The following is a 25,005-nucleotide window of genomic DNA, read 5'->3' as shown; positions in this document are numbered from 1 at the left end:
TTTCAGGTAATAATCGCCCTTTTTTTCATATACATAAGAAAAGGGGGGCGTATGTCATGCTGGAATGGTTGATTACGATGGGGTTTGTCGGTTGTCTCGCGCTTGGTGCAGGAGTGTTCGTCTATTTTGTGAGAAGCGGGTTTGATTCGAGTGACATTTCACGAATCGATCCCTTTCCAGAACCTGAAACGGAATCTGAGTCTTTTCAAGAATCTGCTTCCATAACGGAACCGGAGCTTGAATCTGCCACTGAACTAGAACCAGAGTTAACGTCTGATGCCAATCCCAGAAAGGAAGAGTAATTAAAAAGACGCTCAGCCAAATTGGCGAGCGTCTTTTTAATTACTTGAATACGGGTTCTTTGAATTGAGACAGTTTGTCCAATGATGATTGTTGAACATCTTTGTGTAGGCTGTTTCCGTGTGAATCCATCGTCACGACGGCAGTGAAGCCTTCGACGTTAAGGTGCCACATGGCTTCAGGAATGCCGAATTCAGTGAAGTTCACGCCTTCGACCGATTTAATGCAGTCTGCGTAGTATTGAGCCGCTCCGCCGATTGCGTTAAGGTAAACGCCGCCATGTTCACTCAAGGCTTCCAACGTTTTTGGTCCCATGCCGCCTTTCCCGATGACCGCGCGGATACCGAAACGTTTCATGATATCGCCTTGGTACGGTTCTTCACGGATACTTGTTGTCGGTCCGGCTGCTTTCACATGCCATTTGCCTTCTTCATCCTTCAGCATAACCGGTCCGCAATGGTAGATGATCTGGCCATCAAGATCGATTGGTGAAGGGTTTTCAGACAAGTGCTTATGGATGGCGTCACGGCCTGTGTACATTCTGCCGTTAATGTGGACGACGTCACCGACTTGAAGCTCACGGATCTGCTCTTCCGTGATTGGTGCTTGAAGTGTGATTTCACGTGGTGCTTCCACGTCTGTTTCGATAGAGACGGCCACTTCTTCACGTGCTGCTTTTTCAGCTTCACGAGCAAAGTCGATTTTCTCGCCTTCTTGATACAACCATTCGTTGATTGCACCTGTTTCCGGGTTTACTTTCACACCTAAGCGGCGGAAAGCCCAACAGTTGTATGCAACAGATACGAAGAAGCTTGCAGGAATGCGATGCATGACGCCGATTTTACAGCCAAGTAATGTCGTTTCGCCGCCGAAGCCCATTGTTCCGATTCCAAGCTCATTCGCTTTTTCCATAATATACTCTTCTAGCTTGCGAAGATCTTCATTCGGGTTCACATCTTCATTGCTACGGAAAAGTTGTGCTTTAGCCAAGTCATATCCGGATGAACGGTCTCCCCCGATACCGACACCGATGAACCCGGCACTGCAGCCTTGACCTTGTGCTTGGTAGACAGAATGAAGGATGCATTTACGGATCCCGTCCAAATCACGGCCCGCTTTCCCTAATCCTTCTAGCTCCATTGGTAGGCTATATTGAATATTTTTATTTTCGCAGCCGCCACCTTTCAGAATCAGGCGCACATCAATGTAATCTTCTTCCCATTGATCGAATTTCATGACAGGTAGACCTTCCCCAAGGTTGTCCCCGCTGTTTTTGCCTGTCAAAGAGTCGACAGCATTTGGACGAAGCTTGCCGGCCTTTGTCGCTAAAATAAGGGCATTGCGGATTGCTTCTTTTATTTCAAGTTGGTTCACACCAACAGGAGTTTTTATTTTAAAAGTCGGTAGACCTGTATCCTGGCAAATCGGAGATACATTGTCGTCAGCCATTGTAATATTGTTCGTGATGGTCGCTAGGCTCAATGCTGAACGCGTACCTGCATTTTCACGTTGTTTCGCGCTCTTGACCGCACGACGAACATCCTTTGGAAGATTCGTTGAAGTTTCAACGATAAGACTGTACATGCTTTCTTGGAATTTCTGAATATCCAAATTTCTCTTCCCCCTCTTAATCCCCTAGATATATCACGACAAAAGTAGTCATGACTTGACACCCGTTTTATTATACATCTTCCATAATCTTTCGAAAACAAGTAATTCATTTTCCTTCATAAAAATTGGCATATAAAAAGGGACGACGATTTATCCCGTCATCCCTTTTGAGCATATTCATATTTAAAAAATCATAGTATCCTACAGGTATTATTCTTCTGAACGAGTTTTGAATTGTTGCACTTTATCTTCAAGATCATCTAGTATGCCGATTAGACGGTCGATGTCTTCCAGGTCTGTACTCTCGGGTTCGATATGGTCCAGAACCTCCACGAACATCGTTAGGCGTTCCTTAAGATAGGATAATTGGTCGTTTTTATCTGTAATGGATTTTCCCATGAGGCACTCTCCTTCTGTTCTTCCTTCCATCGTAACGAAAAATGCTCCAAAGTGCAATGGTAAGCTATTGTCCGGGGTTCTCCATTTGACAATTTTTGTTCCCATTGTTCATAATGGGTTAGTGCATTATTACGTAAGGAGTTTTAAACATGTCTATACTGAAGCAAGATCTCTTAACACCAATTACACCCAAGTATGATCCTTGGGAAGCATATATGGACGTCGATCAATATGGAAAGCTCACTCTTACCAATGTGGAATTCACAACCACAACCCTTTGCAACATGCGTTGTGAACATTGCGCAGTCGGTTACACACTGCAACCGAAAGATCCCGATGCTCTTCCTTTGGAATTATTGATTCAGCGCCTTGACGAAATCCCATCGCTCCGTTCGCTAAGCATAACAGGCGGCGAACCGATGCTGTCAAGAAAACAAGTGAAGAATTATGTCTTGCCTCTATTGAAATATGCGCGTAGCCGTGGCGTTCGCACCCAAATGAATTCCAACTTGACGCTTGACTTGGAAAGATATGAAGAAATCATCCCGTACTTGGATGTCCTTCACATTTCACATAACTGGGGAACGATTGATGAATTCATTGATGTCGGCTTTGCCATGATGGATCGGAAACCTACCCGTGAACAGCGAAAGAAATTATTCGATAAAATGATTGAAAATTCCCGTGCCCTTACAAAGGCCGGTGTGTTGGTTTCGGCTGAAACGATGCTGAATAAAAGCACACTGCCCCATCTTGCGCATATCCATAAACAGATTGTCGAGGAAATGGGCTGTCAGCGCCACGAAATCCATCCGATGTACCCTAGTGATTTTGCTTCGGCCCTTGAAACATTATCATTGGAAAAAATGCGCGAAGCCATTCATCATCTGCTTGATATCCGGGACGAAAATGTCTGGATGCTGTTCGGAACGCTACCATTCTATCCTTGTAATGCCCATCCAGAAGACCTTGAACTTTTAAAGCGCCTTTATAGCTCAAAAAAAGTGACGGTTCGCAATGACCCGGATGGACGATCCCGCCTGAACGTCAACATCTTCACCGGGGAGGTCATCGTGACCGACTTCGGCGATGCTCCAACATTGGGGAACATCCAGGATCAGCCACTGACTGAATCGTATGAAACATGGATGAATTCAAAACTGGCCAATGAATTGAATTGCCACTGCCCGGCGGTCAAATGCCTTGGACCTAACGTCCTTGTCAAAAATGCCTACTACCCAAAAGAAGACTTCAAAACGAGAAAGTCCCTTATATAAAAGAAACTCGCCAAACGGCGAGTTTTAGTTTGTCGACAAAAGAGGTCCAGAATGGTTCATTACGGACCTCTTTTAAATTTGAACACTTTTCATGGAGGTTTTTTGTCTTATAAAGGCTGCACATGGCCTCTTCCTAGGCCATTTCCGGTTGTCTCCAAATCCAGTTGGCCATCTTTTTCAGACGTTTAGAAAGAGAGTTGATTGGAGTGAAAGGCGTGAAGACTCCTGCGGGAATTGAGGGACAGGTGAGACCCCGCAGGAGCGTATGCGACGAGGAGGCTCACCGCCCGCCCGCGGAAAGCGAAATGCCTGGAACGCAAATCAACACCCATTTTAGAAGATAAAAAAGAAACTCGCCAAACCGGCGAGTTTTTTTTATCTTGGCTGTTGTGTAACCGTAAAGCTGAAGGATACGTGGTCCTGAACGGGTATCCATGCACCGATGCCTTGGGAGGTGATGTTTTTAATCACAATCGAGCGCTTATTCCCCCTCAAGTTCAGATACACTTCCCCATAGGTGACCTTCCCTTTTTCATTGACGGCAGATGCATAGCTGGATAAATAACCAATCCGGTTGGAAGCAATATTGTATACTTCATCCTTTTTTGTCCCGGCTCCGATGATGGTTTTAAAAGCGAGTGGCAAATTCGTCTTTTCCGTTGCTTTTAGCAGCATCATTTTCTGGACATCTTCAGCCTTTGGAATTTTCGCGGTCAAGCCCCCGGTCACTTCCTTTTGACTTTCTTGGACATAGCGGATCCGGTATGGAACCTCGCCGCCGCGATTATCATAGTAGTTCATGTTGATCTTTTGATACTCCCAATTAGGGGATGTCTCCAACGATTCATAATTCAATGCCCAATGGCCAAGGTAAATCGTCGCTCTATACCCAAAGGCAAGTGGCGCTTTCGCAATCGCTGATTCATTCAGCATATGAATGAGTTCTGGATTTTCAATTTTTATATCCGATGAATCAATCAATTGTTGGGCAAATTTGCTTGCCTGAAGCATTGGCAGATCTTGAGTCGGGTTCGGATACGTATTTTCCTTGGCGACATTTAAAACGGAAGGCGGGATATTCACCTTGTTCCGAGTTTGTTTGTCTTCCGCTCCCACACCTGCATTCGTCTGAATGAAAGCCACTACTGTAATCAATGTGATAAGAATAAGTCGTCTCATGCTGTCGTCTCCTTTAAAGGGTTCCATCTTTTGTTTATAGATTTTGTTTCTATTCAACTTTCTATACATGTTGGGTGGAAGTCTATTTTGTAACATATTTGTAAAGTTCTGAATATTTACTTTTCTTTAAAGATGGAGTATACTTAACCTACCTTATAAAAAGGAGGCGAAAACGTTCATACCTAATACCATTCAGGAGGTATGCTTATCGATTCAATCTACGATGCCCTTTAAAAGGATGACAGAAAACGTATTCGCCACTACTTAAATTCACTATGCGAAAGGACGGTGTAACACTCTAGAATATTTCACAACTTTAACAGAAGTATCTTTTTACTTTAACAGAAGCATGATGAAAGATTTTGGATGAATCTATGGATTGTACTATACCTTTATAAAAATGACTCTGCTACGTCTCAATCACAGCAGAGTCATTTTTGTATGCCTTTTTATGAATAAAAGGCCTCCCGATACGGAAGACCTTCCACGTTTATAATAGATAAAAACCAATTCCCATTATGAAATAAGCGGCCAATAGGGTAAGCCCTTCAAACCAGTTCGTCTCTCCATCATTCGAAATCATGATCATCAAGAGAACAGCGGTCACCATTGAAATCAACTCTGGCAAGGTGAAGACAAGTGGCATATTCGTTGAGAACATTAACGAGATCAACACAAGAACCGGTGCGACGAACATCGCTACCTGCAAGGTCGAACCGACAGCGATCTCGACGGCAACATCCATTTTGTTTTTGTAGGCCATGATGACGGCGGATGCATGCTCAGCCGCATTTCCTACGATGGCCACGATAATGACCCCGATGAATAATTCAGTCCATCCGAAGGTTTCCCCGACTTCACTGAAGGTATGAACCAGTTTTTCCGATACGAAAGCAACTGCAACGGTGGCCAAGGCAAGAACCATGATTGCCTTTTTCTTGCTCCATTCCGGAACTTCCTCTTCATGGGGTTCTTCCCCTTCTCTTTTTTCCGCTGGTTGGTATACACCGCGGTGTGTCACCAATTTAAAGAATAGGGCAGCTAAGTATAATAAAATTAAAATAACGGAAATCCCGACACTTAACGACATCGTGCTTGTTTCGTTCATATTCTGAGAGAACACTTCAGGAATAACAAAAGCGACAACGACGGCAAAAATCAATAATCCTGCGTTATGCCTCGCATCAAATACATTGAATTTCTGACGCTTGTATTTCGTCCCACCGATAAAGAAAGATAGTCCAGCGACCAGCAATAAATTTCCTAAAACCGATCCTGTCAAAGAGGCTAATACGACGCCAATCAACCCAGCCTTTAATGAGAAGATCGAAATGATCAACTCGACGGCGTTACCAAAGGTTGCGTTCAGTAAACCGCCAATCCTCGGTCCCATCACAATCGCCAGACTTTCTGTCGCCCGGCCCATGAATCCTGCAAGCGCGATGATCGTTAAGCAATAGACGATGAACATCACGACGCTAGGCCAATGGAGAAAAGACCCAATGAACGATAGAGGCACCCCTAATACGACGAGCCCCAAAAATATTTTATCCAAGAAACTTCCCCTCACTTCTCATGTCCATTTTATTATGTAACAAAAGTAATCATACATTTCTTTATTTAAATGAAAAAGATAAATTTTTTCTAAATCCTCTTCATGTCCATATTTACCCGATTTTCTATTGCTTAATCCTCTTCTTTCCATGTAACATCAACTAGTATACATAAAATAGGAGACGAAAAATATGAATCAAAAATTGCTTATTCCTGTATTAATCTTCATGGTCGGCATATCCGGTTTCTCACAAGGTATGCTTCTTCCAATCATCGCCGTCATTTTCGAACATGATGGACTCAGCTCCTCTTTAAATGGACTGCATGCCGCTTCCCTGTATATTGGAATCCTTTTAATTTCACCTTTTATGGAAGCGCCTCTCCGTAGATTCGGTTATAAACCATTGATTTTGTTTGGTGGATTGACGGTCATTCTCTCGCTTGCCTTATTTCCGCTTTGGAAATCGTTCTGGTTTTGGTTTATATTGCGATTTTTCATTGGAATCGGCGATCATACGTTACACTTTGCGACCCAAACATGGATAACGGCCATTTCGCCCCTGGCGAAAAGGGGCAGGAATATCGCGATATACGGTTTATTTTTCAGCCTTGGCTTCATGATTGGACCGCTTATGACGAAGTTGCTTGATGTGAATCAAGCCTTGCCCTTCATCATCACTTCCATTCTTAGCCTGCTTACGTGGATGTCCGTTTTCCTGATTAAGAACGAAATTCCCGAACACGATGATACCGAAAGTACCTCTTTCCTCGATACGCTCAAGCGATTTTGGAAAGTGAGCCGGATCGCCTGGGTTGCCTTCTTACTGCCATTCACCTTTGGCGTGCTTGAAGCATCTCTTAATAGCAACTTTCCAGTCTTTGCATTGCGTTCCGGCATTAGTCTGACCGCCGTAGCGATTATCATTCCTGCTTTCTCGGCCGGTACATTGCTCACACAGATTCCCTTGGGTATGTTGAGTGATCGCTTCGGTCGGAGGAACATCTTGCTGGTCATTATTTTTTCCGGGTCCCTTATCTTTACTGCGGCTGGGCTTCTTACTCCTTTGGTCAGCGGCCTCTTCTTCTGTTTTTTGTTGGGAGGAATGATGGTAGGATCGACGTTCTCTCTTGGCATCAGCTATATGGCTGATATCCTGCCTCGCCATCTTATGCCGGCCGGAAATTTATTATGCAGCATTTTCTATAGCGTGGGCAGCATCGCCGGTCCCTACTTTGGTGGATTGGCCATCGAACACTTACCAGGCGGAAGCTTTTTCTATCTAATCAGCATCATGCTAGTGCTCATCTTCTTTGCGCTGATGTTTTTCAAAGAAAAACAGTCTGCCACCGGGATCTAATTGTTTTGTAGTATCTTGATTCCCTCTTATATTATTCAGGTTCATTCTCTTTACATATCCTAAAATTAGCTTTACTGTTTATTTATATTTTTTCCTAGATTAGAATCATTCTTCTTTATTTTTTCCTAATATATGTGTTAAGATAATACTACCATACGAAATAGATGATAAAAAACGCTTAAAAAACGTTGATTTCATCACCAATTCATTGATTGACCCTAAATATCGACCCGAAAGATGACGCTGATTATCTTTCTCAATTAGATATCATATAAATGATAATTAATATCAGTTACGAACAATAGAGAGAAGATTACAGGAGGAACATAATGACAACAGACACTAAACAATTGACCCAGCCAACTGAATGCAACACCTCTTGGCTCGAGAAAACAAAGCCACATCTTGAACTGATTGCCGCCCTACTAAGCGGTGTATTGATCCTGGTAGGTTGGCTGCTATCTAAAAGCGGAATGGAAACACCATCCATCATCATCTATTTGGCCTCCTTTGTGATCGGTGGATATGCAAAAGCAAAGGAAGGCATTGAAGATACCATCGCGGATAAAGAACTGAACGTGGAAATGTTGATGATCTTTGCAGCCATCGGATCCGCCATCATTGGCTACTGGACAGAAGGCGCGATTCTCATCTTCATCTTCGCCTTAAGCGGGGCGCTTGAAACCTACACCATGAATAAAAGCCATAAGGAAATCTCGGCCCTCATGGACCTGCAGCCGGAAGAAGCACTCCGCATCACGAATGGGTATGAAGAAATCGTGGCCATTTCTGACTTGACGGTCGGCGATACCATTTTGGTAAAACCGGGTGAAAGAGTGCCATCAGACGGAAAAATCACGGATGGGCGTACGAATCTCGATGAAGCGGCCATCACAGGTGAATCCATCCCCGTCAGTAAATCCATCGACGATGAGGTATTCGCCGGAACCGTGAACCTGCGTGGAACGATCAATGTGGAGATTACGAAGCCAACAAGCGAAACGCTCTTTCAAAAAATCATTACGCTTGTTCAATCGGCCCAAAGTGAAAAGTCCCCTTCCCAACTATTCATCGAACAATTTGAAGGGAAATATGTAAAAATCGTCTTAACCATCGTAGCCTTGATGATGTTCGTTCCTCATTTCGCCCTTGGGTGGAGCTGGACCGAAACCTTTTACCGGGCCATGATCTTACTTGTTGTCGCATCACCTTGTGCCCTGGTCGCCTCCATCATGCCGGCCACACTTTCCGCCATTTCGAATGGCGCACGTCATGGCATCTTGTTTAAAGGTGGCGTTCACCTGGAGAACTTAGGTAACCTGAAGGCCATCGCCTTGGATAAAACGGGTACCTTGACGAAAGGAAAACCTGAAGTGACGGATGTCATCATCCGTGAAGATTTGAACGAAGAAGAATTCCTATTCCATATTGCATCGGTTGAAAATTATTCGAACCATCCATTGGCGACTTCCATTGTCCGCTATGCTAAAACGAAGATTGAAAGAGAAATCATCAAACCCGAGGACATGGAAGATATCTCTGGTAACGGCGTGCAAGCCTATTTCAATGGGGTCCTTTGGCAAGTCGGAAAAGCCGATTTCGTCGGCCGTAATGAAGCTGAACGATTCCAGAATGGTATTGCACTGACACTGGCTGAACAAGGAAAGACCGTTGTGTATGCAAGAGATGATAAAGGGATTGCCGGCATCCTTACATTGAAAGACGTGGTCCGTGAAGAAACGATTAAAGCCATCGAAGCCTTGAAAGAAGAAGGCATCCATACCATCATGCTGACTGGCGATAGTCACAATACGGCAAAAGCGATTGCCTCCGAAAGCCATATCGATGATTATATTGCGGAATGCCTGCCTGAAACGAAAGTAAATGAAGTGAAAAAACTTAAAGAACAATACGGCACAGTTGCGATGGTCGGAGATGGAATCAATGATGCACCTGCACTAGCTACCGCTTCTGTCGGGATCGCCATGGGTGAAGGAACCGACGTTGCCTTGGAAACGGCAGATGTCGTACTAATGAAGAATGACCTTCCGCGTATTGCGGAAGCCGTTAAGTTATCGAAGAAAATGAATCGAATCATCAAACAGAACGTGATTTTCTCGATTTCGGTCATCATGATTCTGATTTTATCCAACTTCCTGCAATTCCTTGACCTACCATTTGGCGTCATCGGTCATGAAGGAAGTACGATTCTCGTCATCCTAAACAGCTTACGGTTACTAAGGAACTAAAGAAAAGGAAGCCCGACGAAGGCTTCCTTTTTTGTATTGTATCCTGTAACTAGTTAGTGATAGCCATTCTTTCCATTAGCGGAACCTGACGTTTTGTGGTTCCCTTTTTTGCCTTTATGCTTCCCTTTCTTACTCATGAATGAACCCTCCCCACTTACAAGATGTGTTCATCATTAGTGTGTGTCGAAGGTCATTGAGCTAGTCCGGTAACTATTGCCGTATGTGGTTGAATGTCGGATTATTCTTCTGAATGTCGAATTATTCATGCTCACCGTCGGATTATCCCGTCCAAAGTCAAAATATCCAGATGAACGTCGGATTCCCCGCCTAAATGGTTCAAGGACGTTCAATCACAACCTGGATCCTTTTTACTGAGGAAAGCATTGATTTCTCCGCCGACGATGATGATGAGCCCGGATAAGTAAAACCAGATCATCAGGACGATGATGCCTCCAAGGCTGCCATATGTAGCTGTATAGTTGCCGAAGTTCTCTACATAGTAAGAAAACAGCAACGAAACGAGTGCCCAGCCAGCCGTGGTGAAAATGGAACCTGGAAGGACCGTCAAACATTTCAACCGCTTGTTTGGCGCCAGCCAATACAACATGGTGAACACAATGAATAATACGATCGTACTGATCACCCAACGGAGGCTATTCCAAATCGACAAAAATTCCTCAGAAAGGCCCATTCCATCGAATAAGAAGATTCCAATCTGCTTGCCGAACACAGGAAGCAATAATGCGACAATAAAAACGAAAATCATCGCAAACGTGAGAAGAATCGACATTCCCCGGGAAATATAAAAGGGGCGGTTTTCTTTTACCCTATAAGCATGGTTAAAGGCTTTAATAATGGCATTCATCCCGTTAGAAGCCGACCAAATCGTCCCGATGACACCAAACGACAATAACGTGCCATTTGTTTGCATCACATCACCCAAAGTATCCTCGATGATCGTCATGGAATCGTCAGGCGTGTAAGAACGTACCAGATTCAGAATATCCTCCTGAGTAAATGGCAGGTAGGCCAATAAAGTAAAAAGGAAAATAAGTAAGGGAAACAGGGAAAGTAAAAAGTAAAAGGATAGCTGGGCAGCAAGCCCCGTTACCTCATCTATCTGAAGTTGCTTGATAAACTTTCTATAGAAAGACCATTTCAGCCATTCCTTTTTATTGGCCATCCCTTCACCTCAATTTCTAATTTAAAGGACTCCGTCTTTCTGAATCTTGTTTACCAGCCGTCGTGTGCATATCCTCCGAAGTAAAAGCTTCCTTCGTTTCCATGACGACATTGGCAACCTGTGAGGGAATATTCTTCATCTCCTCGACCCTTTTCGAAATGAAGGAGACGTCATTGGAAATCTTCTCGACAGTGGAACGGAATTCCGAAGATGTTTCCTGTACTTGCGTTAACAAGTTAGAAGGATTCTGAATCATTTCCTTCATGCATGTCAAACCATTTTTACTATTGGAGATCACCGTTTTTCTTGTATTTTTATCAAAAAGACTTACCGCGGCACCGGCCAAAGCCCCAATCAAAACAGCTTGCATAAACTTACTTTTCTTTTCGCTCCTATATTCTTCTCGAACAGAACTCATATATTCTCCTCCTTGGCATATTTTAATTAATGTATATTTCCATTATACTATTTTACTACCTAGTTTTTTTATCTTTTCCCAAACCAGAGCGCTTTAAAACGTTTCCAAGCAGGAAGTCACAAGATATATCTGCATGAATTCCCATTGACTTATAAGGGCAATCATGCAAAGATAAAAATAATTTAGAAATGTGTGGAAGGATGATAGAATTGGATTTATCACAGAATACGGCAGAGAGCGTCGAGTACATGGTTGAAGCAATAAAGGACAAATTAAGAGTAATGAACTTTGGTGCGATAAAATCCACCCATTTCGATATCGAAATGTATGAAGAACTTCATGATATTTATACTTTGGTCATGAAGAAAACGAATTTCAGTGTCCGTGAAATGGAAGCCATTGCAGAAGAACTTGGAAAATTACGCAATAAATAAATCTTTGAAATCCTCCCTTCCTTGTGAGGATTTTTTTATTTTTTTGCTATACTTGAATAACAATACATAGTTTAACGATTTCAGATAGGAGCGATAAGTATGGTAGAAAGAAGAACACCCATCAAGCTGAGTGAAGCGCTAGATAAGATCATGAAACATGCATTGGAAGGACAAATGGAGATGGTCCCTCTTGAGGAATGCCACTACCGCTATTTGGCGCAGGATATTGTCGCCACAAATGATGTTCCCCACTTCAACCGCTCACCTTATGATGGATTTGCACTACGATCCGCGGATACAGCCGAAGGATCCCTAGATAATCCGCTGGAGTTCGAGGTCATTGAAGAGTTGGCCGCCGGAATGGTCTCGACCATTCCTGTACAGAAAAACCAAGTGGCCCGCATCATGACCGGCGCCCAGATGCCTACGGAATGTGACGCCGTCATCATGCTCGAGCTAACGAAAGAATTTGAAAAAGACGGAAAGAAATATATTTCTTTCAAACGTTCTCTGAAGCATGGCGAAAACGTGTCCATTAAAGGGGAAGACGCGAAGAAAGGCGATATCCTAGTCAAAAAAGGCACAATGATCAATCCTGGCATCATCGGGTTGCTTGCTACTTTCGGGTATGCCGAAGTTCCTGTTGCGAAGAAGCCCGTCGTCGGCCTATTCGCGACTGGATCTGAACTGCTTGATGTCAATGAACCCTTGCAACCTGGAAAAATCCGGAATAGTAACTCTCATGCCATCTCCGCCCAAATCCAAAGAGCAGGTGGGGAAGTCCGTTTCTACGGGAAGCTCAAGGACGAGTTTGACATAAGCTACGAGGCCATTTCCACTGCCTTGGAAGAAGTCGACCTCCTCATCACAACAGGCGGCGTGTCTGTCGGAGATTTTGACCTTCTTCCTGACATCTATAAGAAGCTCGGCGCTGACGTTTTATTCAATAAAGTAGCCATGCGTCCTGGTAGCGTGACGACGGTAGCCGTTCACGAGAACAAGTTTTTATTCGGCTTATCAGGTAATCCATCTGCAAGCTATGTCGGTTTTGAATTGTTTGCCCGGCCAATCATCCGTACCATGCTGTTTTCCGGACAACCGCATTTACGGAAGGAACAAGCTGTGCTGGCTGAAGATTTCCTGAAGGCCAACCCATTCTCCCGCCTCCTTCGTACTCGCATGTATTATGAAAACGGACAGCTTCGTGTCGTCCCTAGCGGCGTCGATAAATCGAATATCACCACAAGCCTAGCTGGGGCGAATTCACTTACCGTACTCCCTGGCGGAACACGCGGTTTTAAAACGGGAGATAGCGTGGATGTCCTGCTTCTTGATGATCAAGAAGGATCAATCTGGCCTTGGTGAAACCGTTCCTATTTCAAATAGTCGGGTACCAAAACAGAGGGAAAACGACTTTCATTACCAAACTGATTCAAGAGCTTCGGATAGAAAATCTGGAGACGGCCGTCTTGAAGCATCATGGCCATGGTGGAAAGCCTGACAATACAGGTGAGAAAGATTCCACTAAGCACTTTCAGGCTGGAGCGGCTGCTTCACTCGTGGAAGGAGACGGTTCCATTGAGTTGCTGGGGAATTTCAAATCTGGGGCCACGCTCCCGGAATTGCTTCACTTATTGGAGATTTTCCACCCCGACGTGATTTTGATTGAGGGATATAAGCGGGAGGACTTTCCTAAGGTCATCCTCCTTAAGGAGGATGAGGACTTTTCATTACTGAAACAGCTCACCAATATTCAGGCCGTGGTGGCTTGGCCCGCCTGCCTTGAACAAGCAACAAGCTTGGCAGAGGTTCCCGTGTTCCCACTGGATTCCGAACATTTTGCTGAATGGTTCATCAAGCAGGTAAAAAAACACGAATAAAGGCAAGAGGCATCCTTTAATGAAGGGTGCCTCTTGTTTTTATTGCTTATTGTTCCGTCAGAATTAGCGGGCCATTCTTTGTGATGGCAATCGTGTGCTCGAATTGTGCCGAGTACTTCCCGTCGGCAGTCGAAGCCGTCCATCCATTCGGATCTCGAGTAGCCTTATATGTACCTACGTTCACCATCGGTTCAATCGTGAAGACCATGCCTTCCTTAAGGCGCGGACCTTTATGAGGCAACCCATAATGAGGGACTTGCGGTTCTTCGTGTATGACATTCCCAATTCCGTGGCCGATAAAGTCACGGACGACAGAGAAACCTTCCGCCTCCACATAAGATTGGATGGCATGCCCAATGTCCCCAATACGATTACCAGCGACAGACACTTCAATGGCCTTATATAGGGATTCCTTCGTTACCTCCACTAAATGTTCCGTTTCTTTGGAAACCTTGCCGACTGTATACGTCCAGGCTGAATCCGAAAGTGCCCCATTATAATTCACGACCATATCAATCGTGACGATATCCCCATTCTTCAATGGCTTTTTGCGGGGAAAACCATGACAGATTTCTTCGTTGATGCTTGCACATGTCGCGTATTCATATCCCTTGTAGCCCTTTTGTTCAGGTTTGGCGCCATGTTTCTTCAAGAATCCTTCCACGAATTCTTCGATTTCCCATGTTGTCACACCTGGTGCGATTAGTTTTGCAATTTCCCTATGACAAGCAGCTAAAATCTTCCCTGATTCATGCATCGCTTGAATTTCACGTTCAGACTTTATTACGATCAATCGTTACACTTCCTTTTTTCATTCTTCTTTTATTTTACTGCAAAGATAGAAGTATATGAATCCAAAAACCTTATAAATAAAAAAATCCTGACGGCTGCCAGGATTTTTTTATTATTTTAATAACTTGAGTGATTCCCGATTGAATGCCGGAAGATCATCAGGCGTCCTGCTTGTAACAAGTTGATCGCCGCATACGACGACTTCTTCGTCCAAGTATGTTGCACCTGCATATTCCATATCAACCTTGATGGATGTATACCCTGTTGCATGGCGTCCTTCAAGGGCTTTAGCCGTAATTAACAGCTGTGGTCCATGACAGATGGCAAACACGGGTTTCTTGGCATCCATGAATGCCTTGGTAAACGTTACAAAGCGTTCGTCCGCCCGTAGAATGTCCGGTGAAAAGCCACCTGGGATAAGCAACGCATCAAAGTCTTCCGCTTTCACAGAATCTATGCTCTCATCGATTGTAATTTCAACGTCACCTTGTTTCCCTTTAACCGTTTTGCCTTTTTCCATCTCAATCGTCGTTACCGTGTGACCCGCTTCTTTAAAAGCTTTGACCGGTTCACTATACTCTGAATCCTCAACCATATCAGTTACTACACATGCTATTTTCTTACTCATAAAAAAATTCATCTCCTCAATTTTGATCGAATGAACTTACTTTATTTATATTCCCTGATTAGACAGGATTAAACGCATAAATTGCCCTCTTCATAGAAGTCTCCCATGGTAGTCCCTATCGAATGCTTGCTTCTTAAAACTTGTTTTTACAAAAGCACCCCTTCAGTAGCATGTACTACTATAATCCTTTTAAATAAAGGCTGTTTTCGTAAACTTTATTGTTTTGGGTAAAGAATGGTATTCAACAATCGGGCCAGATTGTGGAGCAACAACTTTAAATAAAACTGAATATAAATGACATTCTAAAAAAATACTCAAACTACCTTATAGAATAATTATAGAATAATTGAAGAATAGGATTATACAATAAGGCAGTGGAGAAATTTATGAGGTGCTTTGGTTATAATCTTATTTTTGGCATGGGCCAAAACGAATAAAGATAAGCAATAATAGTGATTAATTTGCTCATGATGTAGAAGATAATGCTACTAATGTACCCTGAAAATTAGATTTTCACTCTAACTTTTGGGGTACATTAATAGTTAGGACATGCGTTAGGACATGTATTTGCTTTTGGTTTTCGATAAGTTTATTGTATTATTTTTTATTAAATGAACTAATAAGGCGAATAAAGGCAAGGCTGTTCCAATGAGTAAAGCTACTTCACTATTAAATTTATAGTAAGTATAACTTCCAATCCATGAACCAAAGGCTCCTCCCAAAAAGAAAATAGTCATATATAATCCATTAAGTCTGTTTCTTATTTCGGGATTCAAACCAAAGATAACTTTTTGACCTAATAATAAATTTCCTGATACCCCAATATCGATGCTAATTCCGGAGATAAGAATTAAAATTATACTCAATAGTGAATGATCTTGAACAAAAAATAATAGTAAGATAGATAATAGTACGAGCGCCATTGATACATTCGTCATTGTAAAAATATAACCTTTATCTGCTATTTTACCAATAGTAGGAGCTAACAAAGCTCCAGCTATTGCAACAAAGCCAATTAATGCAATTTCATTATTCGAAAAATTTAGTGGCTCAGACCTTAATAATATTGGCATTATCGTCCAATAGAGACTAAATGTTGCAAATAAACATGCGTGATAAAAAGCTCTTTGTTGTAAAGGAGATGTATTTATTAATAACTTCACCATAGAAGCGATTAAATATGGATATGACATGTTACTAGACGTTACTACCTCATAGTTGGGCAAAAATTTTATAATTAACAGTAATACGGCAACTAGCGTGATTAATGAAAAAAGAAATACCATTCTCCATCCGAACCAGTCAGCTATTCCGATAGATAAAGGGCGAGCAATCATAATCCCAATCAATAAACCACTCATCACTTTACCCACATATTTACCTGTCTCTTCAATGGGTACAATCCTCATTGTTAGTGGAACTAACATTTGAGCCGCACATGCTCCAATGCCAATTATGGTTGTTAATATTGTGAAAATAATTCCATTTGTCGAAATTAGCATACCAATTAATGAAATAATAGTAAGCCCGATAAGAATTCCTATTATTTTCTTACTTTTAAATAAGTCAGCCATTGGTACGATGAAAAATAAGCCCAATCCATACCCAATTTGTGTAAAGGTAGTGAGCAATCCAGATAAATCAGAAGAGATGTTCAGATCTTTTGCAATGAATTGTACAATTGGTTGTGCATAATAAATATTAGCAGCAAGTGAACCACAACTAATTGCCAAAATAAATATTAGAAAATTTATCTTCTTAGTCAATTTCATCATTCCTTTTGTTTATTATTTTTTGGTACGTTCGTTCCAAAAAGCTTAAAAAAGAAAGACTATAGGTCTTCAATAGTCTTATCCACTAAATTATAGGCTAGATTTTTTTCTTTTTTATACTTGGACATTAAATTAATACTATGATTTAAACTTAATAAAGAATATGCCACTAATTCAGAGTTTGCTTCTTGTGAAATTTCTCCATTGTCTTTTCCTTTTTCAATAACTTGCTTAAATACTTTTTCAAGTTCATTAAAATCATATATAAGTATTTTTTCTATGGAAGGATCAATGTGTCCAATAAGCAATGAAGAATTAGTTATAATACAACTTTTAGGAATGTCATCTGAATAGCATTTTTCAATATGTTGATAAAAAAAAGATTTAAGTGATACTTTAGTGTTTATTCCATTAAAAAGTAAATCTCTCTTTCGAGAGCCAAAGTTTTTATAATGCTCTAAAACGAGTTTAAATAGTTCATCTTTATCACCAAAACTAGTATAGAGAGTAGACCGACTTATTCCCATTGTTTCAATAAGATCTGAGATATATGTAGCGTCATAACCTTTTTCCCAAAATAAATACATAGCTTTATCTAAGGCATGTTCTTTGTTAAAACTAATATTTCTACCCAATTTATAACACCTCCGTTCATGTAGTTTAGTATAAAGATTTCGGAATGATGAGTCCAGAGAAATTTATCTTGAAATCAAGTCTACCGTTAAAGGGCGCAATTGTGGAAGAAGGCCCACTTTTCTCCATAGCAACAACCTTTGAGAAAACAGCCTAAATAAAAAAAAAGATAAGAGTCCTGATCTCTTATCACATGTTGTCGTCTATAGTTGGTGCTTCGGGTACTTGCCCACCACATGAATCGCACTGATAATTCTCTTGTTGATCCATTTCCGGTTTTCTTCCGTATTCAACCTCTCGAATACGATTCTCCGCCCTTCATCCGTCGTTACATAATAAGTGGGAAGGGCGTTCAACGAAATGGTGATGATATCATTCTTGCATTTATTACATGGACAAAATGTTTGATAATCCGTACCGGCCATTAGTATCTGGACCCAAGCGACTACGATTTCTTCCATCACATTAGTAAATTCTCTTTCCATAAAAACTCCTTCGTAAAGAAAAACCTGTCCATTCCAGACAGGTTCTCACTCATTTATCGGGGTACGTGGAACGATCAAAATCTCAACCCGTCGATTTTTAGCCCGGCCTTGTGCCGTCTTATTGGATGCGACCGGCTTAAATTCCCCGTAGCCTTTAGCACTGAACATTTCAGGATCCAAGTTCGTATTCTCAAGAAGCAGCTTCATGAAGTTCACTGCACGCATGACGCTTAAATCCCAATTCGAATCATAGCGATACGTCTTGATGGGAACATTGTCGGTGTGGCCGCTTATGACAATGCCCCGAGGCAAGTCCATAACAAGCAGACTCGAAATCTCCTTGGCAATCCTGCGATCTTCAATTCTCACTTCCGATACTCCCGATTCGAACAGCACATTATCCCTGATGGAAATCAACATGCCTTCATCCGTAAGGTTCGTATCAAGCTCGTCCACTAAATCATTTTCCTGAATATAGGCATTAACCCGTTTCTGTACTTCCATAAGTTGTTGTTCCTCGCTCTTACCCTGCCCCTTCGTCCCTTTAATCCCTGTCATTTGTTCAGGGGACGTGGGATTATTACTGGGGGAGTCACTCGGGTATTCCATGAATCCCGTTCCGCTCGTGAACACTTGGTTAAACACATTGGACAATTGTTGGAATTTGACTGCATCCACCGAACTTGATGCAAATAGAACGATGAAAAGAGCCAGAAGCAGCGTCAATATATCCGCATAGGGGACCAACCAAGATTCATCAATATGTTCGTCATGCTTTTGTTTCTTTTTCCGCCTAGCCATCTTCTCTCACATCGCCTTCTAACCACTTTTTACGATCTCCAGCAGGCAAATAAGATGTTAGTTTTTGTTCAATCGTCCTTGGCGCTTCTCCTTCGATGATCGACAAAATCCCTTCAATCATCATTTCCTTGATGCGGACTTCCTGTTGCGATTTCCGTTTCAGCTTATTCGCAAAGGGATGCCATAACACATATCCTGTGTAAATCCCCATAAGGGTCGCAACGAAAGCGGCAGATATCGCATGCCCCAATGCCTCGCTATCAGCCATGTTACCCAATGCCGCAATCAGCCCGATAACAGCACCCAACACGCCAAGCGTCGGGGCATAGGTGCCTGCCTGGCTAAAGATGGCCGCTCCACTGTGGTGACGTTCTTCCATTGCCTCTATTTCTTCAGCCAATATATCTCGAATATAATCAGCACTCTGACCTTCCACTGCAAGGTTCAACCCATTTTTCAAAAAGGTGTTATCCACCTGATCCGATATGGTTTCCAAGGCCAATAACCCTTCTTTCCTGGCGATGACCGCCCATTCGGAAAAGGTTTTAATCAATTCTTCAGGCTTTGTCAGCTTTTGTTCAAGGAAAAGGATCTTCAATATTTTTGGCAATCTTTTCAATTCAGATAAAGGAAAAGCCGTTACAACCGCAGCCACTGTTCCCACAATGATAATCATGATAGCTGCCGGGTTAATCAGCGCCGTTACGCTTACGCCTTTCAGAACCATTCCCACTAAAATAGCCACTATACCAAGAACTATACCTACAACCGATGTTATATCCATCATACTCACCCATTCATATAAAATCTCGTCTGCTCCTTATATCGGATAAAGTTCGGAAAAAGTGAGGATTATTTTACTATTCCGATAGATTGAATGTAAAAATTCTATCTTTTTTCACAAAGTCTCCCTATATTCATCCTTATACAGCAACCATTCTATCGCATATTTCGCAATATAGGGACAATTTATGACAAAAAGGGAAGAAACGGTTATTTTAAACAGTCGTGTTTATCCCTTCCCTTTGGATGAGTTCACTTGTTTCTCCAAAGTTTAGGTACCCATTTGATACCCTCCGTTCCAATGACACTTCCTACCATCCCCATTATTACGCTGGCAGAAATAATTTTGACCGCGTAAAAAATCCCAGTACCCGTTATGAGATCGATGATTAAAAAGTTTTTGATGGATGATCCTTTGATGCTATAGAATACAATTTGATGTTGTTTTTTTGTAGTCAACCAATCACATACTTTCATCTTTTTTTCTATAGGTATGATGAATAAGGATTGTCATATGCCCTTTCTGGAGCCGTCACAACAGCAAAAAGGCCACCCGTTGAGATTGGCGGCCTTCTCCACTCTATTCGTTTTTCATTAGGACCCTAGGAAACTACACGACCTTTACCTTCCCCCTTTTTTTCACTAAGTAGTAAGCCGTTATCAATGCTGTAATAGGAATCACAAGGGCTACACCCGTTCCCGCACAAAATATCGTGATCATTTCAGCACTGAATATTTTCGAATTGACGATTTCTCCAACAGAATAAGCTAAGTCCTTAAACCAGATAAGCAATGCCAGATAGCCACCAAAGAAAGCAAAGAACAATGTATTCGTACTGGTTCCCAGGATGTCCCTCCCAATGCTCATTCCAAATTTAAATAAATCTTTCCTGGTGCTGGATGGATGGTGGAGAAACATTTCCCGCATGGGAGACGAAATGGCCATGGCTGTGTCGATAATGGCGCCAATCGTACTCATGATAATGACTGAAACGCCTACCTTCAAAAAGTCCACACCTATATAAAGGGAAAAGATGCTAAGCTCTTCAATTTCTTCTTCACCAAACCCCTGGATCATCGCACGTTCCGTCACCACGACGATAAAAAAGAGGACGATGACAATCGTGATGAGCGTAGAAACGAAGGCTGTCTTGGTCGTACTGTTTACTTCATTAATAAAGAACAACGTGATATAACTAATCACCGTACATGCAATCAATGTGACGATATACGGATCATTATGTGGATTTTTCATAAAGAAGATGGCAAAAAGCAACACACCAAAGTTCAAGAATAAAGCAAAAAATGAACGTGCTCCTTTTTTACCACCGATCGAGATCATCAAGATAAATAATATGCTTGCTAGTACTACCAATACATTCATGTTCTTCCCTTCCTTCGATTAACGAAATAGATCGAAATATATAAACCTATCGGAATCGTTAACACGATGCCAATCCCCCCGGCAAGGGCACGGGCCAATTCTAATGATAGGTTCATGGAAAGGGTGAATCCCAACGTGGAAGCATTCTTCAAATACAAAAGAATCACGGGGATGGAACCGCTTATGTAGGCAAAAAACAAAATATTCGTCATGGTTCCCATAATATCTTTCCCTATTTCCAATCCAGAGGCTTTCAGGGCTTTTACGGATATGTCATTATTCTTTTCATACAACCCAAAGATCGAAGAAGACATGGTAATCCCTATATCCATCACAGCTCCTAAAGATCCGATAAACAAGCCTGCATAAAACACCATTTTATAAGGCCTGGTGAGAAATTGCATTTCTTCATATCGGAGGCCACTTTCTCCCGTTACCCACATAGCAAGATAGGTAATGAACAACGAGGAAAAAGTCCCTAGGAGCGTCGCAATGATGGCTGCGTATGTTTTTTCATTAAAACCGTTAACGAGTAAGAGGGAAAGGACCGTAAATAGAATGATCGCTATGCCGCATATCCAGACCAGGCTGATGCCTGATGTACTCATATAAAAGTCCAGGGCATAGGACAACAAAACGGCATTGACCACCAAACTTATAACGGAAAGCAGCCCCTGCTTTTGACCAACGATCAGGAGGGTAAAAATAAACACCCATGCCACAATCACCACATATTTATCACGTTTGACATCTTTAATCGTTCCGGCTAATTCCGGGCCCTCTCCATCTTTTGCATCGATCGAAACGAATAAATCATTTCCAACTTTGTATTCTTGATCATAGGCACCAGATGAGGAATATTCATTCTTTAACGTAATAAGCTGCCCTTTTTCTTCTCCATTTTGCAATTGGGCTACGATACTCTGTGTAAATAGCCGATCTTCATTGAGATACATATCATCCATTTCCGTTGTACTTTCCAGATTTGTCTTGATGACTTTGGCTATAGGGCCTTCATAGAATGAATAATTGTGAGTCACAAAGAAAACGGAAGCGACAAAACAAAGGGCAATGATGATGTACACCCAAACTTTCTTGTAACCGATTTTTTTAACTGTATTTGCGATAATGTTCAAAAAAAAACCTCCATATATCAGGTGGCCAAAAGGAAAGATGGCGGCAGGTTTGGCTGACTACATCCTACCTTACCAGTATGTAATTTTTTTATCTTATCATGAACACATGACGTTTATGAAATTAAAACCAATGGATGATAACTTTTTCATTGAGGCAGACGGAAAAGACGGGAGCCCTCACTCCCGCCTTTTCTGTCTTCCCTGTCTCCGATCCAGCACTTTGATGAGTGGCGACACTAAAAACAAGATGAATAAAATCCTGAATAAGTGAAAGCTTGTGACCACGGATACATCAACGGAAACGGACATGGCCGTGACCGCCATTTCTGCCACACCACCGGGGGCCATGCTTAAAAACAATTCATTGGCCGGCAAGGATAGGACTGGTGAAAAGTAAACCGCAAGATAGTAACAAAAACCGATTAGCAAAACATTACTCACGAAAACCACCGCGAACATCTTCCTGAAAAGCCGTGGATTATCGACTTTCAATGTGAATCCCAGATAGGCACCAATCAGAAGCTGGGACAAGTTCAAACAGAAGCCTGGAATATGTGGTGCTTCAGATCCTGTCAAATTGAACAGAGCCGCCGCAATGAGTGGGCCTAAAAGGAAAGGAAGTGGGAAATGAACCTTTATGGCTATGAAAATGAATAACGCCAGAGCTGCAATCAGTAGGAGTGCCAAGGTCCCGTCATAATCAAACATAAAGAGCGGCCCTTTTGCCATCGTCGTCGTTGCTTCGGAATCCATCGACATGACATGGGTGACGAGCCAAGGTACGATCGATATGACGAGAATGACCCGAAGCGTCTGCATGAAGCCGACAACCGTTTCGTCACTATCTTTCATTTCCTCGCTCAGGATCACCATCTGAGACAGGCCTCCCGGGAAGCTTCCAAGAAGCGAGGTGCTCATCGATAAGTTCATTCTTTTTCCTACGAACAAACCTGTTACTACGGTGAACAAAATCAGCACCACCGTGGTAAAAAGCATGACGGGCAAATATTCGCTCATTTCATGTAACGATCGTTTCGTAAATGAACTGCCCAGTTGTAAGCCGAGGATGATCAGTCCGGTGCTTCTTAGCGTTCTCGACCACAACATGGAGTGTCCCCATTTGATTTTTGCGATCATCACCACAAATAACGGTCCGAGCATCCATGGTAAATAGATGCCAAGTTTGTCGAACAGGTACCCTCCTAGAAACGCCAGTAAAGCTGTGAAAGTCATTCTTAAACTCTTATGATCCGATATGAATGTCTTCAATTCCATAACCTTCTTATCTATAAAAATTCCACTTACATAGTACCATAACTTATTTGACGGAATTTATCCCTTGTCTTGTCTTCATTTCAAACTCAGAGTATGATGGGGAAAATAACAGAAAGTATGGGAATTCTACTATGCGTTTACGAGATTGGGATACGAACTTAAAGATTCGCCTTGCCGGGGAATCTGTCGTCAATATATCATTTTGGATGTTTTTTCCGTTCCTTGCGATTTACTTCTCCGAATCGTTCGGGAAAACAACTGCTGGATTACTGCTGATTTTCTCGCAGTTCTTTGCGGTTGTGGCCAATTTATTCGGGGGATATTGTGCTGATCGATTCGGAAGAAAGCGGATGATGGTCATTTCCACCTTCGGCCAAGGCATTGCCTACATATTCTTTGCATGGGCGAGCTCCCCTTGGCTGGATTCGCCCAGCATCGGGTTTATCAGCTTCACCGCCGTCAGCATATTCAGCGCCTTTTATAACCCTGCCAGCCAGGCAATGGTCGCTGATGTGATTCCAGAAAAAGACCGCAGTGGCGTCTTCGCCGTATTTTATACGTCCATCAATATTGCCGTGGTCATAGGTCCGATTTTGGGAGGGATTTTTTATGCGACCCACCGTTTCGAACTGTTAGCCCTTGCTGCCATCATCAATATCCTGTTAGGTTTCATTCTGCAAACATGGGTCAAAGAAACGGCTCTCCTATCCATTCAGGAAAAGGGATTGGGAAAAAGGGTTAACGGATTCTCTTTTTTACTGAACCAACTACGAGACTATCAAGTCATTTTCCGTGATAAGGTGTTTCTACTTTTCATCATCGCAGGCGTCTTGGTCTATCAAACGTTCATGCAGCTCGACCTTTTGTTCCCTGTCTATATTAATGAAATGGTCGATCCGCAATCCATATTTTCGATCACACTACAGGAAGAGCAGATTTTCGGGTTCTTGCTTGCGGAAAATGGATTATTCGTGGCCCTCTTAACCATTACCGTCACGAAATGGGCATCCATGTATAAAGAAAGAAATGTATTCATCATCTCTTCTCTGATATACAGCTTTTCCATGATTTTATTTGGTGCGACCCAATGGGTTTGGGGATTATTTATCGCCATCGCCTTATTTTCCATTGCCGAGCTATTAACGGCCGGCATCCAGCAAGGATTTGTGTCGAAATTGGCCCCAGCACATATGCGTGGCCAGTATTTCGCTGCATCAAGCTTACGTTTCACCATCGGTAGAATGCTTGCCCCACTAGCCATACCGATGACAGGGTGGATTGGATATAATGGGACATTCCTCATGATCAGTATCCTGGCCGTCTTGAGTGCCGTTCTATATTTCATCATGTTTTCCCTGTATGAAAAGACTAAAGTCCAGATTCCATAATCTAACTCCATTTCCTACCCCCATAAACTTACCATTAGAGGTAGAATCATTATATAGGGGTCAAAACTCTTATGGAGGGGTGACTA

At 42.3% G+C, this 25,005-nt stretch carries 24 protein-coding genes; 8 read left to right on the top strand and 16 right to left on the bottom strand.

What is annotated here, in order from left to right:
• Nucleotides 1-56: 56 nt before the first annotated feature.
• Nucleotides 57-302 (top strand): hypothetical protein, encoded by a 246-nt coding sequence (locus ACIQXH_RS16025; protein ID WP_403124589.1) that lies wholly within the window; start codon nucleotides 57-59, stop codon nucleotides 300-302.
• Between the two features lie 40 nt (nucleotides 303-342).
• On the opposite strand, the gene ACIQXH_RS16020 is transcribed toward ACIQXH_RS16025, so the two are convergent.
• Nucleotides 343-1,911, bottom strand: coding sequence for a fumarate hydratase (locus ACIQXH_RS16020; RefSeq protein ID WP_402871761.1), 1,569 nt, complete (start codon nucleotides 1,909-1,911; stop codon nucleotides 343-345).
• A gap of 210 nt (nucleotides 1,912-2,121) precedes the next feature.
• The gene (locus ACIQXH_RS16015) at nucleotides 2,122-2,310 is read right to left on the bottom strand and encodes an SE1561 family protein (RefSeq protein WP_403124582.1); all 189 of its coding nucleotides are present in this window, start codon (nucleotides 2,308-2,310) and stop codon (nucleotides 2,122-2,124) included.
• A 155-nt stretch (nucleotides 2,311-2,465) separates the two neighbouring features.
• Between ACIQXH_RS16015 and yfkAB the strand changes: the two genes are divergently transcribed.
• The gene (gene yfkAB, locus ACIQXH_RS16010; protein WP_402872303.1) at nucleotides 2,466-3,587 is read left to right on the top strand and encodes a radical SAM/CxCxxxxC motif protein YfkAB; all 1,122 of its coding nucleotides are present in this window, start codon (nucleotides 2,466-2,468) and stop codon (nucleotides 3,585-3,587) included.
• Between the two features lie 375 nt (nucleotides 3,588-3,962).
• Here yfkAB and ACIQXH_RS16005 read toward each other — a convergent pair whose 3' ends face one another.
• Together ACIQXH_RS16005 and cax are read right to left on the bottom strand one after the other, a co-directional pair.
• Nucleotides 3,963-4,766: a YfkD famly protein gene (locus ACIQXH_RS16005; protein WP_403124579.1), complete on the bottom strand. Its 804-nt coding sequence runs from the start codon at nucleotides 4,764-4,766 to the stop codon at nucleotides 3,963-3,965.
• Nucleotides 4,767-5,256: 490 nt separating this feature from the next.
• Complete coding sequence (gene cax / locus ACIQXH_RS16000) at nucleotides 5,257-6,321, bottom strand: calcium/proton exchanger (RefSeq protein ID WP_402871770.1); 1,065 nt, start codon at nucleotides 6,319-6,321, stop codon at nucleotides 5,257-5,259.
• A 190-nt stretch (nucleotides 6,322-6,511) separates the two neighbouring features.
• Between cax and ACIQXH_RS15995 the strand changes: the two genes are divergently transcribed.
• On the top strand, nucleotides 6,512-7,678 hold the full coding sequence (locus tag ACIQXH_RS15995; RefSeq protein ID WP_402989121.1) for an MFS transporter: 1,167 nt from the start codon (nucleotides 6,512-6,514) through the stop codon (nucleotides 7,676-7,678).
• Nucleotides 7,679-8,007: 329 nt separating this feature from the next.
• Complete coding sequence (locus ACIQXH_RS15990) at nucleotides 8,008-9,927, top strand: heavy metal translocating P-type ATPase (RefSeq protein WP_403124576.1); 1,920 nt, start codon at nucleotides 8,008-8,010, stop codon at nucleotides 9,925-9,927.
• Between the two features lie 346 nt (nucleotides 9,928-10,273).
• On the opposite strand, the gene ACIQXH_RS15985 is transcribed toward ACIQXH_RS15990, so the two are convergent.
• Together ACIQXH_RS15985 and ACIQXH_RS15980 are read right to left on the bottom strand one after the other, a co-directional pair.
• A complete protein-coding gene (locus ACIQXH_RS15985; protein ID WP_402871780.1) occupies nucleotides 10,274-11,110 on the bottom strand; it encodes a YihY/virulence factor BrkB family protein in 837 nt (278 codons plus the stop codon).
• Between the two features lie 16 nt (nucleotides 11,111-11,126).
• Complete coding sequence (locus tag ACIQXH_RS15980; protein ID WP_402871783.1) at nucleotides 11,127-11,528, bottom strand: YtxH domain-containing protein; 402 nt, start codon at nucleotides 11,526-11,528, stop codon at nucleotides 11,127-11,129.
• Between the two features lie 209 nt (nucleotides 11,529-11,737).
• Between ACIQXH_RS15980 and ACIQXH_RS15975 the strand changes: the two genes are divergently transcribed.
• The 3 genes from ACIQXH_RS15975 to mobB all read left to right on the top strand — a co-directional run bounded on the left by ACIQXH_RS15975 (nucleotide 11,738) and on the right by mobB (nucleotide 13,842).
• Nucleotides 11,738-11,962 carry a DUF1128 domain-containing protein gene (locus ACIQXH_RS15975; protein WP_402871786.1) on the top strand — a complete coding sequence of 75 codons (225 nt, stop codon included), beginning with the start codon at nucleotides 11,738-11,740 and terminating at the stop codon, nucleotides 11,960-11,962.
• A gap of 99 nt (nucleotides 11,963-12,061) precedes the next feature.
• Complete coding sequence (locus ACIQXH_RS15970; RefSeq protein ID WP_403124573.1) at nucleotides 12,062-13,327, top strand: molybdopterin molybdotransferase MoeA; 1,266 nt, start codon at nucleotides 12,062-12,064, stop codon at nucleotides 13,325-13,327.
• On the top strand, nucleotides 13,324-13,842 hold the full coding sequence (gene mobB / locus ACIQXH_RS15965; protein WP_402872306.1) for a molybdopterin-guanine dinucleotide biosynthesis protein B: 519 nt from the start codon (nucleotides 13,324-13,326) through the stop codon (nucleotides 13,840-13,842). The genes ACIQXH_RS15970 and mobB overlap by 4 nt, the downstream gene beginning before the upstream one ends.
• Before the next feature lie 46 nt (nucleotides 13,843-13,888).
• Here mobB and map read toward each other — a convergent pair whose 3' ends face one another.
• The 10 genes from map to ACIQXH_RS15915 form a co-directional block, all read right to left on the bottom strand.
• Nucleotides 13,889-14,635 (bottom strand): type I methionyl aminopeptidase, encoded by a 747-nt coding sequence (gene map / locus ACIQXH_RS15960; RefSeq protein WP_402871791.1) that lies wholly within the window; start codon nucleotides 14,633-14,635, stop codon nucleotides 13,889-13,891.
• Nucleotides 14,636-14,746: 111 nt separating this feature from the next.
• The gene (locus tag ACIQXH_RS15955; protein WP_402871794.1) at nucleotides 14,747-15,262 is read right to left on the bottom strand and encodes a type 1 glutamine amidotransferase domain-containing protein; all 516 of its coding nucleotides are present in this window, start codon (nucleotides 15,260-15,262) and stop codon (nucleotides 14,747-14,749) included.
• A gap of 554 nt (nucleotides 15,263-15,816) precedes the next feature.
• Nucleotides 15,817-17,037 (bottom strand): MFS transporter, encoded by a 1,221-nt coding sequence (locus tag ACIQXH_RS15950; protein WP_402989130.1) that lies wholly within the window; start codon nucleotides 17,035-17,037, stop codon nucleotides 15,817-15,819.
• Nucleotides 17,038-17,093: 56 nt separating this feature from the next.
• Nucleotides 17,094-17,669 (bottom strand): TetR/AcrR family transcriptional regulator, encoded by a 576-nt coding sequence (locus ACIQXH_RS15945; protein ID WP_402958917.1) that lies wholly within the window; start codon nucleotides 17,667-17,669, stop codon nucleotides 17,094-17,096.
• Nucleotides 17,670-17,870: 201 nt separating this feature from the next.
• Nucleotides 17,871-18,152 carry a late competence development ComFB family protein gene (locus tag ACIQXH_RS15940; protein ID WP_402871797.1) on the bottom strand — a complete coding sequence of 94 codons (282 nt, stop codon included), beginning with the start codon at nucleotides 18,150-18,152 and terminating at the stop codon, nucleotides 17,871-17,873.
• 45 nt (nucleotides 18,153-18,197) lie between these two features.
• Nucleotides 18,198-18,953, bottom strand: coding sequence for a flagellar motor protein MotB (motB, locus tag ACIQXH_RS15935; protein WP_402958915.1), 756 nt, complete (start codon nucleotides 18,951-18,953; stop codon nucleotides 18,198-18,200).
• Complete coding sequence (gene motA / locus ACIQXH_RS15930; protein WP_402871803.1) at nucleotides 18,946-19,737, bottom strand: flagellar motor stator protein MotA; 792 nt, start codon at nucleotides 19,735-19,737, stop codon at nucleotides 18,946-18,948. The genes motB and motA overlap by 8 nt, the downstream gene beginning before the upstream one ends.
• Before the next feature lie 609 nt (nucleotides 19,738-20,346).
• Nucleotides 20,347-21,120 (bottom strand): YibE/F family protein, encoded by a 774-nt coding sequence (locus tag ACIQXH_RS15925; RefSeq protein WP_403124570.1) that lies wholly within the window; start codon nucleotides 21,118-21,120, stop codon nucleotides 20,347-20,349.
• Entirely contained in the window at nucleotides 21,117-22,256 is a 1,140-nt protein-coding gene (locus ACIQXH_RS15920) for a YibE/F family protein (protein ID WP_403124567.1), read from the bottom strand. The genes ACIQXH_RS15925 and ACIQXH_RS15920 overlap by 4 nt, the downstream gene beginning before the upstream one ends.
• A gap of 177 nt (nucleotides 22,257-22,433) precedes the next feature.
• Nucleotides 22,434-23,525, bottom strand: a complete 1,092-nt coding sequence (locus ACIQXH_RS15915) for an AbrB family transcriptional regulator (RefSeq protein WP_403124565.1) — start codon at nucleotides 23,523-23,525, stop codon at nucleotides 22,434-22,436.
• A gap of 137 nt (nucleotides 23,526-23,662) precedes the next feature.
• Here ACIQXH_RS15915 and ACIQXH_RS15910 point away from each other — a divergent pair, with 137 nt between their 5' ends.
• Nucleotides 23,663-24,919: an MDR family MFS transporter gene (locus tag ACIQXH_RS15910; protein ID WP_403124562.1), complete on the top strand. Its 1,257-nt coding sequence runs from the start codon at nucleotides 23,663-23,665 to the stop codon at nucleotides 24,917-24,919.
• Nucleotides 24,920-25,005: the final 86 nt, after the last annotated feature.

Origin of the sequence: Peribacillus sp. NPDC097225 (assembly GCF_044761955.1) — a bacterium.
Classification (GTDB): domain Bacteria; phylum Bacillota; class Bacilli; order Bacillales; family DSM-1321; genus Peribacillus.
The sequence above is the reverse complement of the archived record's forward strand: the minus strand, read 5'-3'. Positions and strand labels throughout refer to the sequence as shown.